This is a genomic window from Mycobacterium kubicae (assembly GCF_015689175.1).
In the GTDB taxonomy this organism is placed as follows: Bacteria; Actinomycetota; Actinomycetes; order Mycobacteriales; family Mycobacteriaceae; genus Mycobacterium; species Mycobacterium kubicae.
This window is the reverse complement of record NZ_CP065047.1, coordinates 655055-669583: the sequence shown is the minus strand read 5'-3', so window position 1 is coordinate 669583 and position 14529 is coordinate 655055. Positions and strand designations below refer to the sequence as shown.

11 protein-coding genes are annotated in these 14529 nt (G+C 68.4%); 1 reads left to right on the top strand and 10 read right to left on the bottom strand.

Annotated elements, in window-relative coordinates:
• The first annotated feature begins 30 nt into the window (after window positions 1–30).
• Entirely contained in the window at window positions 31–1245 is a 1215-nt protein-coding gene (locus tag I2456_RS03080) for an alpha/beta hydrolase family protein (RefSeq protein ID WP_085075619.1), read from the top strand.
• Here I2456_RS03080 and eccE read toward each other — a convergent pair.
• From eccE to eccA, 10 genes are all read right to left on the bottom strand, one after another.
• Window positions 1232–2221, bottom strand: coding sequence for a type VII secretion protein EccE (gene eccE, locus I2456_RS03075; protein WP_085075620.1), 990 nt, complete (start codon window positions 2219–2221; stop codon window positions 1232–1234). The two genes, I2456_RS03080 and eccE, sit on opposite strands and share 14 nt — an antisense overlap.
• Window positions 2218–3609, bottom strand: coding sequence for a type VII secretion-associated serine protease mycosin (gene mycP / locus I2456_RS03070; RefSeq protein WP_085075621.1), 1392 nt, complete (start codon window positions 3607–3609; stop codon window positions 2218–2220). The genes eccE and mycP overlap by 4 nt, the downstream gene beginning before the upstream one ends.
• The gene (gene eccD, locus I2456_RS03065; protein WP_085075622.1) at window positions 3606–5024 is read right to left on the bottom strand and encodes a type VII secretion integral membrane protein EccD; all 1419 of its coding nucleotides are present in this window, start codon (window positions 5022–5024) and stop codon (window positions 3606–3608) included. Before eccD ends, mycP begins: the two co-directional genes overlap by 4 nt.
• Window positions 5025–5075: 51 nt before the next feature.
• Window positions 5076–5972: an ESX secretion-associated protein EspG gene (locus I2456_RS03060; protein WP_085075623.1), complete on the bottom strand. Its 897-nt coding sequence runs from the start codon at window positions 5970–5972 to the stop codon at window positions 5076–5078.
• An 8-nt stretch (window positions 5973–5980) separates the two neighbouring features.
• Complete coding sequence (locus I2456_RS03055; protein WP_068033443.1) at window positions 5981–6271, bottom strand: WXG100 family type VII secretion target; 291 nt, start codon at window positions 6269–6271, stop codon at window positions 5981–5983.
• Between the two features lie 30 nt (window positions 6272–6301).
• The gene (esxG, locus tag I2456_RS03050; protein ID WP_068033444.1) at window positions 6302–6595 is read right to left on the bottom strand and encodes a type VII secretion system protein EsxG; all 294 of its coding nucleotides are present in this window, start codon (window positions 6593–6595) and stop codon (window positions 6302–6304) included.
• Between the two features lie 70 nt (window positions 6596–6665).
• Window positions 6666–6974, bottom strand: a complete 309-nt coding sequence (locus I2456_RS03045; RefSeq protein ID WP_068159605.1) for a PE family protein — start codon at window positions 6972–6974, stop codon at window positions 6666–6668.
• Window positions 6971–10963 (bottom strand): type VII secretion protein EccCa, encoded by a 3993-nt coding sequence (gene eccCa / locus I2456_RS03040; protein WP_085075624.1) that lies wholly within the window; start codon window positions 10961–10963, stop codon window positions 6971–6973. Before eccCa ends, I2456_RS03045 begins: the two co-directional genes overlap by 4 nt.
• Window positions 10960–12570: a type VII secretion protein EccB gene (gene eccB / locus I2456_RS03035; RefSeq protein WP_085075625.1), complete on the bottom strand. Its 1611-nt coding sequence runs from the start codon at window positions 12568–12570 to the stop codon at window positions 10960–10962. The genes eccCa and eccB overlap by 4 nt, the downstream gene beginning before the upstream one ends.
• Window positions 12567–14420 carry a type VII secretion AAA-ATPase EccA gene (eccA, locus tag I2456_RS03030; protein ID WP_085075626.1) on the bottom strand — a complete coding sequence of 618 codons (1854 nt, stop codon included), beginning with the start codon at window positions 14418–14420 and terminating at the stop codon, window positions 12567–12569. Before eccA ends, eccB begins: the two co-directional genes overlap by 4 nt.
• Window positions 14421–14529 lie beyond the last annotated feature (109 nt).

Below are 14529 nucleotides of genomic sequence, written 5' to 3'. Positions count from 1 at the left end.
ACGCCGAATCCCAGAGATACCATCAGCGAGATGTCAGAGACTGGCGGGCGGTCCCCGGAGACGGATCCGATCACATTGCCCGTCCCCCTTCCCGACGTGCCCGGTGCCGATGCCGGCGCCGAAGGATTACCCGCACTCAGCGCGTTGACGCCCCGGCAGCGTGTGGTGGTCGAGTCCTCGGCGCTCAGCGACATCGCGTTGCGTACCGCGGTCGCCTCGATACTGTCGGTGACGGTGGCCCCTGCGGTGCTGGCCGGGGCGCTGCGCCGCAGCGACGGCGGCGACGAGCGCAGCGACCTGGAGTTCTACGCTCAACTCGCCGCGCAGCACGATCCGCAGCAGTCGTTTCCGGCGCCCACCGAACTACCCAAGATCGTGTCGCGGCGGGCCAGCCCGCTGGCCGAGCGGGCCGCCGGCGGCACCGTCGAGAACATCTCCTTCGCCAGCAGCTTCCGCGCGGTCAACCCCAAACTGCGCCAGCGGTGGAGCGGCTTTGAGGCCAACACCACCGTGCGGGCGCAGCATTGGCGCCACACCGACGGCCCGCGGCCGACGCTGTGCGTGGTGCACGGGTTCATGGGCTCGTCCTACCTGCTCAACGGCCGGTTCTTCGCGCTGCCGTGGTATTACCGATCGGGTTACGACGTGCTGTTGTACACGTTGCCGTTTCACGGGAAGCGCGCCGAAAGGTTCGCCCCGTTCAGCGGATTCGGCTACTTCGCGGCCGGATTGAGCGGGTTCGCCGAGGCGATGGCACAGGCGGTGCACGACTTCCGGTCCATCGTCGATTACCTGTGCCACAGCGGTGTCGAGCGCGTCGCGCTGACCGGCATATCGTTGGGTGGGTACACGTCTGCGCTGGTCGCCGCGGTCGAGCATCGGCTACAGGCGGTGATCGCCAACTGCCCCGTGGTCACGCCCACCACGATGTTTGACGAGTGGTTCCCGACCAACAAGCTGATCAAGCTCGGGCTGCGCATGTCCGGCATCAGCCGCGAGGAGATGGTCGCGGGGCTGTCCTATCACAGCCCGCTGACCTACCCGCCGCTGCTGCCGAAGGAGCGACGGATGATCATCACCGGACTGGGTGACCGGATGGCGCCGCCCGGTCAAGCCGCACTGCTCTGGGAACACTGGGATCGCTGTGCGCTGCACTGGTTTCCCGGCAACCACGTCCTGCACGTGAGCCAGCTGGACTATCTGCGACGCATGACCGCGTTTTTGCACCGCGTCATGTTTGACTAGCCGCTTCGGTCAGCGCCCGGTGCGATCCCGCCGTCGCCGTGGGCCAGTCCAGCCGCGTCAGGAAGTCAGCGGGCACTGCCGTGTGTCCATCGAGTCGTTGGGTGGCCCCCGGAGTCAACGCCTGCAGGGCGGGTAGGTGGTTTCCGCGCTGTGGGGTCAGTCCGGGCAACGACACGGCAGCGCCGGGGGTGTCGGTGCGGAAGGCGCAGGCGGCCGCGACGGTGTACTGGCCCGCCGCGTGCGGCGCGTCAGCGATTTCCAGCGCGGTCCACGTTTGACGCGCCGACTGCTCGCGGATGGCGGACAGCCGCTCCGGCAGTGCGTCGTCCACCGAAACCCTATATGCGGCAAGGTAATTCGAGTCGCCCTGGCGCACCGCCGCCCAGCTTTCCCGCGCGCCGGGCGCCAGCAGCGCGGGAACTTCGTCGGGGCTGACCGTGCTGGTCTCCCAGCCGATTTCGCGCAGATGATCGGCCAACCGCCGAGCGGCCACCTGCGCGGTCTCGTGCAGCGGAATTCGCGGCGAGCGGGCCTGCAACGCGGCCAGGTTGTCGGCGGCATCGATCGTCAGGCCGATCCAGGTGTGCAGCGCTGCAGAAGCAGTGTGCCGGCTGGTGATTCGGATCGCGTCGGCGCGCACGCCATAACAGTTGAGGTAGCGGGCGATCAGCGGCAGCGGCAGCACGTCGGTGTCCGAGGGCGGCGCACCGACGCGCACCACGGCCGTGGTGCGAGTGCCCGTTTCGGCCTTGGCCGTCGAGCGGCGGCCGCCCATGATCGCCAGTCGGCGACGCAGGATGGTGGTCCAGTGCAGCCCTCGCCACCAGCCCAGCAGCAGCATCACGACGACGAAGGCGATGCCGATGAGCCAGTAGTCCCGCGTCGTGCGCCACGGATATGCCAGCACCGCGGGCAGCAGCGCCAGCAACGCCAGGGTGATGCGGCCGCTGCCGGGCAGAACGATCGATCGGCTCACGGGGTGGGCTCCTTTCGTCGGCGGGTGATCGCCACCGAGGCAGCGACTGCCGCCACCAGCAACGCCAGCGCGCCGACACCGGCGAAGGCGACGTTGCGCGGTGTGGTATCGGTGGGTGCGGGCGCGGGCGGCGGGGCGACCGGCCTGGTGGCCGGTGCGCCGGGCTGGGCGCCGGCGGGCAGTTGCCAGGTCAGTGCCGCGACCGGGTCGACGGCGCCGACGCCGACCACGTTGGAGGGGTCGCGGGCACCATTGTGGGCCGTTGCCGTGATGCGGCGTACCACCTCGGTCGCGGTCATTCCCGGGTACTTGCTGCGGACCAGCGCCGCGACGCCGGAGACGTAGCCCGCCGCATAGCTGGTTCCGCTGAGCGCGACCAGCTGCTGATGCTCGTCGGGCAATCCGTTGGCCAGGCCCCCGCCGTCGCCGTTGCTGACCGAGGCGATGTTCTCACCCGGTGCGGCGATGCCGACCCACGGCCCGGCCATGGTGAACTTCGACGGGCGGCCGTCGGGGGTCAGCGACGCGACGGACAGCACGTAGGGCTGCCACCACGACGGGATGGACACCGAGGTGACGCCGGCCCAGTTGCGCGGATCGTCGGGGCGGCTCAGGTCGGTGAGCGGGTTGGAGTCACACGACGTCCCGCCGGCGACCGATCCGGTGGGTCCGCTGTTGCCGGCGGCGGCGACGATCACCGCGTCCTTGTCCACTGCGGCATAGCGGATCGCCGCACCGAGCGCGGCCTGGTCCACTGGCCGATCCGCGGGTAGGCAGGTGATCGCGGAAATGTTGATCACCCGCGCGCCGGAGTCGGCGGCGTGCACGATCGCCCGGCCGAGCGCGGCGACGTCCAGCGATGCCCGCGCCAATGTCGGATCACCACCCGCCGAGCGGGGCGAGAACTTCGCCGACGTCACCCGAACCGACAGCAGCCGCGCCGCCGGAGCGACACCGGAGAAGCCGTCGTCACCCGGTTGCCCGGCGATCACTCCGGCGACCAAGGTGCCGTGGCCGTCGCAGTCGCTGAGGCCGTCGGTGGCTTCTACGAAGTCGCCGCCGGCATCGACGTTGGGTAGTCGGGGCCCGGGCCGGACGCCGGTGTCGAGGACCGCGACCAGTTGCCCGTCACCGCGGGAAAACTGCCACGCACCAGGCAGATTCAGCATCGTCTGACTCGCCGTGGGCACGCCCGGATCGGTGCCCGCGATAACCCCCGAGACGCTGCAGGGGCCGCGCTGTTCCATCGGCTGCACCGGTCCGGGACTGCCGCTCGGTGGCGGCACCCCCGGGTCGACCTCCGGCTTGGTGACGGCCAGCGCCGCCGGAGAGGTCCACACCACAACTGCGAAAGCCGCTGTGAGACAGGCTAAGCCACGCTGAATCATCGATTGAGGACCCAGGCGAACAGACCGACCAAGAAGGCCATGACGGGGATCAGGGACGCGTCCAGCGCGGCGGCCACAAAGCCCAGCAACCGGCGCAGCGGCAACGAATAGCTCTCCGGTGAGGCGATGTTCGGGTTCAGCGACACCACCATCCACGCCAACGCCAGCACGGTCAGCACCAGCACCGCGCCGAAAGCGGCGACGTAGTGCGCCGTCGCGGTGTAGACCACCAGCAGGATCCCGGCGACCAGGAAGGGCTGGGCCAACAACCACGCCTTGCAGGTGGCCGAATCCCACACCCGGGCACGCAACGTCGCGGTGGCTGCCGTGGCCGCCACCACGTACCAGCCGAGCAGGCTGAGCACGTCGGGACGCCAGGCGATGGCCACCGAGCCAAGCACACTGAGTAGCACCGCAGCCGCGATGAACCCGTTCTGGTGTGCATCGCTGACCCGGACCCGCCGCGGCAGGTCTTCGAGCACACGTACCGACGGAGCCGAGGGAGTCGGATCCCCGGGAGCGGGAATGACGGGCAACGGGAACCGCGCCCACAGCGCCGAGAGTTGCGGCGCCTGGATGGTGACCAGCAGTGCCGCCACGATCAACCCACAGCCGATGCTCAACAGCGACAGGTGCCACAGCAATTCGGCGCCGGCCGCCAACGCCAGCCCGGCGCCGAGCACCGCGACCGCGGTGAAGAAGGCGACGACGCGTTCGCGTTCAGCACTGGGCACGATCAGCGCGATCGCCGCCCACGCGGTGATGCCCGCTGCGGCGAGCAACACCTGCGCCGGCCCGAACCTGCCAGGTACCGCCAGCGCCAAGGCGCCGGCGATGGGCGCCAGCGCGGCGATCGTCAGCGCGTGGCCAGCGCGCGGTGAACGACCCGTCACCAGCAGCCCCGCTACCGCGATGACCACCGCGATGGCGCCGGCCGCCAACAGCCCGGCCAGCGCACCCGTGGCCGCCCGGTAGCTGACCGCCAGGCCGGTCGCCACCAGCACGACCGCGATCACCGCGGTCAGCGCGAACCGCTGAATGTGCCTGGTACCCCACGGCTTGAGCCGGGAGGCGGAGAAGATCATGGCGGCGTCGGCGATGTCTTCGACGATTCCCGGCGCGGCCGGCCCGTTGGGCACCGGCTGCAGCGCGAGCAGATCGCCGTCGACCACGCCCACCGTGTCCAGGCTCGCGTCCAAGCTGAACGGTGCCCCACCGATGGGCGCCAAGCTCAACTGCACGGCCGAGGTCTCGGCGTCGCCGGCGTCACCGTTGTGCGCGGCCGGGGCCGCCAAACGTTGCACCGCGGGCAGGATTTCACGCAGCGGCAACTCCGCGGGCAAAGCCATCTCCGTCAACCTGCTGTCCGCGAGGATGGCGACGCGAACGATCGGCATGACGGTGCCCGACGTCATCGGACCCTCAGATTCGGCTGGGACCCTTGCTGGTGCATCGTGCTCTCTTCTCTATCTCGTTGCTACTTGGGATCTGGTGGGTACTTCGGAGTGCGGTGCGGAAAAGTCTCGGGATAGCCGGTGATCGGGGAACCAGTGCCCGCCGGGCAGGTTCGCGGTCAGCTGTTCGATGGCGACGGCAACCGCGAACGTAGTACCCGGGGCGAACGTCGAAACCCATTCCCCATCAAACGCTTTCGACGGACTGACCAGTATCCGGCCCGCGGTGGTGTCGACAAGGCTCATCCCCACCTCTGTGGTGGTGTGCCGGCCGTCGCGGTTGCAGCCGGCCACGACCTCGACGTAGCTGCGCGGGCCGTTGAACACCGCGTCCACCACCGGACGAGCCGATTCCGGAATGCCCAGGTACTCGAGAACCTCGGCGAGCGGCGCGCCGGACCGCAGGCGCTCGTCCGCCCTGGCGCCGACCCGCGTCGGCATGCTGAAGGTCTCGAACCGCGCCGGCGGGCGTTGCGCCAACCCGACACCGAGGACCGGCACCAGCGCCCTGGGGTCGTCGATGTCCATGGCGGTGAACGTGATCAGTTGCGCGCTGCGCAGGGCCACCACGGTGCTGGCGCCGGCGCGCATCGCGACTATGCCACGCAGCAGATCAGGGGCGCCGTGGGCCGAGGCGGGCCCCAGGTAGCGCAGGTCGAGCCACCGATCGGGGAAGCACACGACCTTGATCCAGCCGGCGACCGCCGGATTGATGACGCCGTCGGCCGAGATCAGACCCATCTGGGTCAGTTCGTCGCGTTGCTGCTGGAGGAACGAATCCCGTTGCGCGGCATCGCAGTAGGGCGGGGTGATCGCCAATACCCATGGAAAACTCCCCGCCCCAACCGTTTCCGCGATGAACCACGCGTGATCGACCGTCAGCTCGACGGCGTTGGGTTCGGACCGCATCGAGCCGGCTAGCCGCCCCACTTAGCGGCTTCGGCCTGGTCGCGAGCCATCATGGACATGGTGTTGGCTTCGTGGGTGCTGGCCATCGACTGGTAGGCCCGCACCAGATCCGCCATCGCCTGGTTCCACTGCCCCTGCCAGGCCTGGTAGGTCATACCGGTGTCACCCTGCCAGGCGTTCGACAGCGCGGCCTGCTCGGCGGAGATGTCGGCACCCAGGCCCTGCATGGTGCCGGCGTAGCCCGCCATTTCACCCGCGTGAGCCAGCATAGCCGGGTAGTTGTACATGATCTGGGACATCAGAAATCCTTTCGTTCGTAACGGCCCGGATCAGAACCCGGTGTAGGTGGACGCGGCCGCGGAGTCGGCGGCAACATAGGTGCCGGCGGCGTCGCCCAAGTTCGCCTGCGCGATGTCCAGCAGGGCGTTGACCTTGGCGGCTACTTCCACGAAGCGGGCGTGCGCGGCCTGGAAGGCCGCCGACGACTCGCCCTGGTGGAAAGCCTGCGCCGACATCGCGGCCTGCTCAGCCTGACCGATGGTGTGGCGCATCAATCCGGCCTTGGCGCCGAAGGCCGACTCGGACGCCACCAACTGGGGAATGTGTGCATCTAGAAGACTCATAGAACTGCCCTTTCGTTCATTCGATTACTCGTGTGGATCCTCGTGTCGCTGACTATTGGGCCCTCCCCCCTCAGCCGCCGGCCATGCCGTAGGTCGCGGCGGCCGCTGCGTCACCGGCGAGGTAACTGGCACCCGATTCGCCCACGCCGATCCCGGCGCGGCCCAGCTCCTCCACGCCTTGAGCCGCGACCGCGGCGTGCTCCTGGCCCTGCGCGCTGAACCCGGCCGCGGTCTGCAGCGACACCGGGTCCGCCGCGGGCGGCACCACCGCGGTGATCAACGGCGCGGCGCTGGCATGTGCGGCCGCCAGCCGGGCCGTCAGCGCCTCTACCGCGGCGCTGGCCGAGGCCAATCCCTCCGGAACCACTCGCAACGTCATGATGAACTTCCTCCCTGTTGCGTATCACCAAATGATGCGGCCTCACCCACCAGCGGGTTGACCAATTGGACGTAAGTCGGGCTATCGCTGTCGCCCAGCAGAATCCCGCGCCCGGCCGGCAACCGGCCGAACCGTTGGCCGCGGATCTTGCCGCTGTCGGCCGGATTGCCCGACAGCATCAACGTGGTCGCCTGCAAGTCGTTCAGCCGGCGCAGCAACGGGCTCGTCATGATGCCGTGCGCCGAACCGGTGGCCCGCCCGGTGACGATCACCCGCAGCCCCAGGTCGCCGGCTTGGGCCAGCAGGTTGATCAGCGGTGTCCACGGTCGCTGGCCCACGAAGGGGCCGCTCATCGCGGCCGAATCCGGAATCTGGTCGACGTCGTCGATGATCAGGTAGTGAGTGTGGCCCTGATAGCTCCACCGCGACAGTTCGGCCGCCGACATCCCGGCCGGCGGGCGCCGCGACTCGATGAGGTTGGCCAGCCCCTGCATCGCCGGGATGACCCGGTCGATGTTGGCCGTGTACTCGTTGTCCGAGAACAGCGGCTCGTCGACCAGGTGTAGCCGGCGATCCAGCACCGTGAACGCCACCTGCTCGGCGGTGGAGTTCTCCCGGATGGTGCGGATGATGTGACGCAGCAGCGTCGTCTTGCCGGACTTGCTGTCTCCGAACACCATCAGCAACGGGTTGTCGGCGAAGTCGAGGACCACGGGCGCCAGGTCTTCTTCGCGTTGGCCGATGACGACTCGTTCGGGCCCGCGGTACAGCGCACCAACCGCGTCCGGGGTGAGGTTGGTGGGCAGTAGCCGCACCGGCGGCGCGGACACTCCGGGGTGCCGCGCGTTGATCGCGGCCACCTGGCTGAAGTCGGGCGCGGCGAACAGGAAATGCTCTGCGGCCATGGTCAATCCGCGGCCCGGCTGGTCATGCGGCACCGCGTCGGCGGGGCGGCGCAGGGCGCCCACCACTCGCACGTTGCTGTCCCGGGCGTCGTGCAACTTCAACTCGAGGCGCAGTCCGAGTCCATCGCGCATCGCCAACGGCACCTCCAGCCAGCTGGGCGTGGTGACGATGACGTGGATGCCGTACGCCAAACCGACGTTGACTAGCTCGGTTACCTTGCCCAGCAACGGGTTTCGGGTGTTGAATTGATCGGTGTTGTCGCGGCCGAAGGCGTACAGGTTGTCGATGACCAGGAACACTTCGCCGAAACCGTCGTCCGGCGCCGACCCGTTGCCGTTTCCGTTGGTGGGCCGGTCGCGGAAGGCTTCGCGCTGCTGCCGGGACAGCAGCAACTGCTCCAGCTCGCCGAAGGTACGACGGATGCGTTCGGGCTCCAGCGCCGAGGCCACACTGCCGACGTGGGCCAGGTCCTCGAGCGGGCGCAACTGTCCGCCGCCGTAATCCAGGCAGTAGAAGGTGACCTCGCGCGGTGAGTGCAGGCTCGCGGCGGACAAGATGAAGGTTTGCAGGGCAGTCGATTTGCCGGACTTGGGACCACCGTGGATCACCATGTTGCCGGCCGACGACGTCGCATCGAAGATCAGCGGGTCGCGGCGCATCTCGAAGGGCCGGTCGATCTCACCGAGCGGCCAGCGCCAGTGGCGGGCCGGCACCCCGGCGCGGGCCAGCACCGCGCTCAGCGCGATCGGCTCGTCCAGCGGCGGCAGCCACAACTGCGGCGCCCGGGGTCCGTACCCGGCCAACTGCTCGCCGATGGTGGCGATGAGCTTGCGCGGCGGGCCGGCCGGCTCGTCGTCGTCCCCGCCGGAAATCACCATGCCCGGATCCGGTTCCACCGCGGTGGCGGTGAACAGCTTCGGCTCCGGAACCGAGTGCACCACCAGGGCTTTGGCGGTCTGCGGCGGCTCGTAGATGCCGTCGACGTAGGTGCTGCGGAACTTGATCGGGGTGGCACCGGGCGCGGGGACCAGGAAGCCGACGCCCTTGTGTTCCTTGCCCGACTCGATGTGATAGGCGTCCTCCACCCCGATGATCTGGCGCGACACGCTGGGGCTGGCCACCTTCAGACCGATCCGGTAGGAGGTGTTCTTGTCGATGTCTTTGATCTTGCCGACGTCGAGGGTCTGCGAGGCGAACAGGATGTGGATGCGGAACGAGCGACCCTTGCGGGCCACGTAGTCGAACAACTCCGCATATTCCGGGTGATCGGCCAACATCAGGGTGAACTCGTCGGCCACCACGAAAAGCGTTGGTATCGGAGGCAGATCGTGCCCGGCGGCAATCGCGTTCTCGTATTCGGTCACCGAGTTGAACGCGCTGCCCTGCACCCGGCGCCCGGCTTCGCGCAGCACCATCTCGCGGCGGGCCACCTCCCCGCGCAGGGTGTCGGCGAACCGGTCGGCCAGTGACTTCTTCTCGGCCATGTTCGAGATGACCGCGACGACTTGCGGGAAGTTGCGGAAGCTGTCGGCGCCCGCCTCACCCTTGAAGTCGGCGTAGATGACGATCAGCCGATCCGCCGAGTGAGTCGTCAACAGCGACAACAGAATCGACATCAACGTCTGCGACTTGCCGGATCCGGTCATACCGATCATCAGCCCGTGCGGTCCCATGCCGCCCTCGGCTTCGTCCTTGAGGTCGAACATCAGCGGTTCGCCGGTGGCGGTGACGCCAATCGGCACCCGCAACTCGTCATCGCGACGGCGCGGCGCCCACAGGGTGGGCACATCGAGGTGCGAGGCGTCCGGGATGTTGTGCAGCGTGGTGAAACTGGCGCCGCGCGTGGCCGCCGAACGCAATCCGGTGTGGGTCGGGTTGGAGTCCCACCGGGAGAGCCGGCGGGCCAGGTGCGACGCCTCGTCGGCGCCGAGGTGGTCGGCAGCGTCGATGTAGGGCTGCCATCCACCGGTCTGCCAGCGCTCGATGGCTCCGCCGCCGATCCGCAGAATGGGCTTCTCGGGGTCCGAGTACTGCTCGCGATGCGGCGCCGTGGCGGTGCGGTGGATGACGGTCACGCCCGCGCGGCCCAGCGCCAACGTCGAGGTGCTCAGGTCGTAATCGGGATCGTCCACGACAATGAGTAAGTGGCGCAACGTATCCGCAGGTCCGCCGGTGAACGCCGGGCGGTCTTCCAGCGCCGAGCCGAGCAATCCCACCAACTCATCGGCGTCGGCCGACAGGTAACGGGCCGGGCCCACACCGTCGACCTGTCCGGGGATGTCGACGTGCGGCAACCACTTCAGCCAGGACCAGTCCGGCTGCTCGACGTCACGGGTGGCCAGGGCCACGCCCAGGACCGTGGGGTCGTGCCAGGTCACCGCTTGAGCGATCCAGGCCCGCAGCGCGCCGCGCACGTCGTCGTCATCGCCCAGGACGGTGATGCGGGAGACCTTGCCGAGGTCGATACCGGTCGGCACGTCACGCACCGTGCGTTGGGCATCCAACAGGCTGCGTAATGCGCTGTGCGACACCGGTTCCAGATCGACTTCGTCAGCGGTGTCGTTGACCCGCAACGCGGTCGTCAGCGGTGCCGAGTGGCGACCGGCCCGGACCACCAGAAAGTCGGGGTCGTGGGGGTCGCGCTCCCATTGACGCCGGGACCCGGGCACGGCGGCCAAGGCGGCGGGGTCGGGATGCGACCACTGCGCGGCCGCGCGTTGTTCGGCGGCGGCGGCCCGGATGTTGTCGCGAACCACCGACAGGTAACGCAGGTAGTCGGCACGTTCGGCGTCGACTTCCTCGGTACGCATCTTCTTGCCGTCACCGCGGTAGAGCGCCGTGGCCGCCAGCAGCAGCACGAACGGGAAGAACAGCGTCTGCGGGGAGATCAGCCGCATGCCGGTGGCCACCAGCGCGACGATCATGCCCACGATCAGGATCCCGATCAGATAGGGCAGCGCGCGGCGCAGCAGCGACGGCGGAATCACCCGCGGCAGTTCGGGCGGCGCCTCGATGGTGATGGTGCCCTTGCGGGTGGCCGGCGGCGTCAGGCGCCGACGAGCCTCGAAAATCAGTCTGCTCATCGGGGCTCCCCCTGGGCCGCTACGGGACGGCCGGGCTTGGTGTCGGGCGGAAGGCCGTCGTGCGCCAGCAGCGCGTCGGTGCGCGACAATGTCGGGCCGGGCGCGAACTGCGACAACATCGACCACGGGACGGCGACGGGAGGCCATTGCAGGCCAAGTGACTCAAGGGTTTTGCCGTGACCGCCGGTCCCCGACCCCTGGTCGGACTCGGTGTCGATGCCGTACCGCACGCCGGTGTCGGACACCCAGAACAGCGACCCGGTGGCTGGTGCAGCCGGGCCGCCGCCGACCGATTGCGCGAAGTATCCGGTTCCCGGTGCCAACGCGACGCGGGTGGCCACGCCGTTGGTACCGGCGCCGACCAGATCGACGGTGCGCAGCTCCTCGGGCACCGGCAGGGCCGAGCCGGACAACAGGCTCAGCGAGCTGGTCGCCGCACCGGACGGCTTGGTCCAGTGGGCACACGAGACCGGGTCGCGCGTCACGTCGACCAGCTTCACCGACTGGGCCGGGTAGCGACTGGCATCCAGCAGGCGAGAGACGGGCAGCTTGGCGATTTCGTCAGCGCCCAGGCGCGGCGGCTGTTGCAGCCCATAGGAATTGGCGTTGCGCAGGATCGCGGCCAGCACCGGGGAGATCGGTTGCAGACCATCGGGCAACACGGCGTAGTACAGCGCGCTGCCGGCGTTCAGGGAGTACGACTCGACCACCGCCCCGATCGGCGCCGGCGCCGCAAAACTGGCCGGGCTTCCGGCATTCGGGATCGCCGGTACCGTCAGGGGCGGCGCTTCGGGTATCGCGTTGAACAGTCCGGCGGCAACGGGCCGCGGCGCGGGCACGTCGGCGCCCAGGCCCAGGGCGTTCGTTATGGCGTGATCTGCCAAGTCGATTCGGCTGCGTTTGCCGTCCCACAGCAGCCAACTGCCACTTCCGTTGTCCACCAGGATCGCTTGCCCGGTCTGCAGCGCGCCGGCGCGGGCGCCGCTGCTGTCCAGCGGGCCGGCAATGACCGTGACGCCGGTGCTGTGGGCCCCACGCGCGCCCTGCGCAGTACCGCTGACGGCGTCGCAGACGGTCCAGTTGGCGTCGCGCGCGGTGTTCTGCACCATTCGCTCCGGCGCACCTGGGATGCCGATCAGGTTGCCCCGCGGAAAGCGGTCCAGCTCAGCGCTTTTCACCGTCGTCGGATTGACCGGTTGACCGGCGATCAGGCGAGCCGAGGTCAAGTTGAGCACCGGGTGCAGTTGGTCACCGACGCGGACGTACAGGGCGGCGGTGGACCGATCGGCCAGGACGGCGTTGTTGCCGGCCTGCCCGTTCGGTCGGATAAGCGAAAAGACAAAGCAGCCAATCAATCCGGTGATCAGCAGCAGCACACCCATGAACACCGCACGTGATTGGGTCCGCAGCGGGTCGACCAGCATGCGGGTGTCGTGCAAGGCGATGCCGGATGCGATGCGGCGCATCACGAATCGCCAACCGGTCACCTGGTGACGAGTGACGAAACCCCGGCGGTACACCACCTGGTCGGGGTTGTCGTTGACCGGCGTTCGGGAGGCGAACGATCGCCGCGCTCCGTCCCACTGGTCCTGGTCGTCGTTGGTCATGCGGGCACCGAAAGCCCAAGGCCACGCAACAGCGGCTCCACCGATCTACCCACATCCTCGGCCGTAATGGTCATCAGTTCTTCATCGGTGAACTCACCGGTACCGGCGTGCTCGGAGTGGTCCAGCCGGAATTCGCGTTCTTCCTCGGAACGCTCGACGATGTTGCGGACAAACCGGCCGTTGCCGGCGATGTCCAGGCTGCGCCGGGCTATGCCGTTGGCATCCGGTGTCGTTGCCGCGGCCAGCTTGGCGAACAACTCCTCCAGATGGTCCAGGGCCTCCTGTTCGAACACGCTGTCGCGCTGTTCGGCCATCTTGTGCGCGATCTCGACCAGTTCGTGCGACGCGTACGACGGAAAGTCGATGCTGCGGGTGAACCGCGAACGCAGACCTTCGTTGGTGTCCAGGAACTTGTCCAGGTCGGCCCGATAACCGGCGATGATCACCACCAACCGGTCGCGGTCGTTTTCCATGCGGGCCAGCAGGGTGTCGATGGCCACCAGTCCGAAGTCGTTCTTGGCGCCGGTAGCCACCAACGCGTAGGCCTCGTCGAGGAACAGCACGCCGTCCAGCGCGCTGTCGATGATCGCGTTCGTCTTGGCCTCGGTCTCGCCGATGTGCTGGCCGATCAGGTCGGCGCGGTGCACCTCTCTGATGTTCTCCCGCTTCAAAAGCCCTAGGCCGCAATAGATCTTGGCGACGACACGGGCAATGGTGGTCTTACCGGTCCCGGGCGGACCGGCGAAGATGAGGTGGTGGGTGCGCTGGGCGACGGTGAGGCCACGCTGCTTGCGCACCAACTCCATGGCCACCGAACTCTTCAGGCGCGCAACCTGATTCTTGACCTCGTCGAGTCCGATGAATTCCGCGAGCTGACGTTCTGCCTCGTGCAGCAGCACGGCTTTGCGCTCGTGCGCCGCGGGATCGATGAAATCGTCGGCGCTGGGCTCGGTGGTGGGGTCCCATGGGTCGGTGCGGGCTTCGATCCGGCCGGCGGTGGTGGTCACGATGCCAAAGCTGGTGTCGGACAGCGCCTGTTCGATCTGCTCGTTCTCCGGGTGCGCGGCATACAGGTCTTGAAGCACTTCGGCCGCCGCCTCTTCGTCGACGTGCGCACGCAGCACCAGCGCTTTGGCCAACGCCCCGTCGACCGCGGCGACCGGCACCGGACCCTCGGGTTCCTCGAGATAGGACAATGCCGGAGCGAACATGCCCAGGCGGGCCAGCGCGGTCCCCAACGCGATCTTGGCGGCGTGAGAGAAGGACGGGTCCAGTTCGGGATCGTTGACGATCGGCGTGAGCAATTTGACGACGTCCGACCACCGTTCGGCCCGGTAGTTGACGACGACCGAAAGCCAACGAGCTTCGCGCCAGCTCGGGCGGCGGCCGACGATCGCGGCAATGATGTTGTGCGCCTTGGCATATTCGCCGGCGGTCACCAACCCGGCCGCATAGGCGAGGTGGAAGTCGTCGGGCCCGGTGGCGCGGAAACGCAGATACAGTCCGGTGTCGTAATGGAATCCCAACGCGTTGGGCGCCAGTTCCACGTGGCGCTGCAACACACCGGCGGTCGCCGTGGTCGCGGAGACCGCCTCGAGCACGCGTAAGGACTGCTCGCCGCTGGCGGCCAATCCCACCCAGGCGTCGCACTGGTCGCTGGCGACCCGGGTGAGGGCCAGGAATCCCGATCGCGCGGCGGTCAAGTCAGCTGGACGCTGCCGTCCGTAGACGGTGATGCCGAGAGCCCGGCAGCACGTCGCGAACCGGCTGACGACGTCAGCGTCTACCTTGCCGTTTATCCGGGATGCGACGGGCACAGCCGTGAGCATGCCGATATCACCGCGTTCCACTCCCCCGCCGTCTCCTGAAGTCAAGGCCATAAGCCGATTCCACCTGCAGTAAGCCTCCCGAAGTTAGCATTCCCTAAGCTAACTGTCGAGGCGGTCCAGCTGGGCCGAT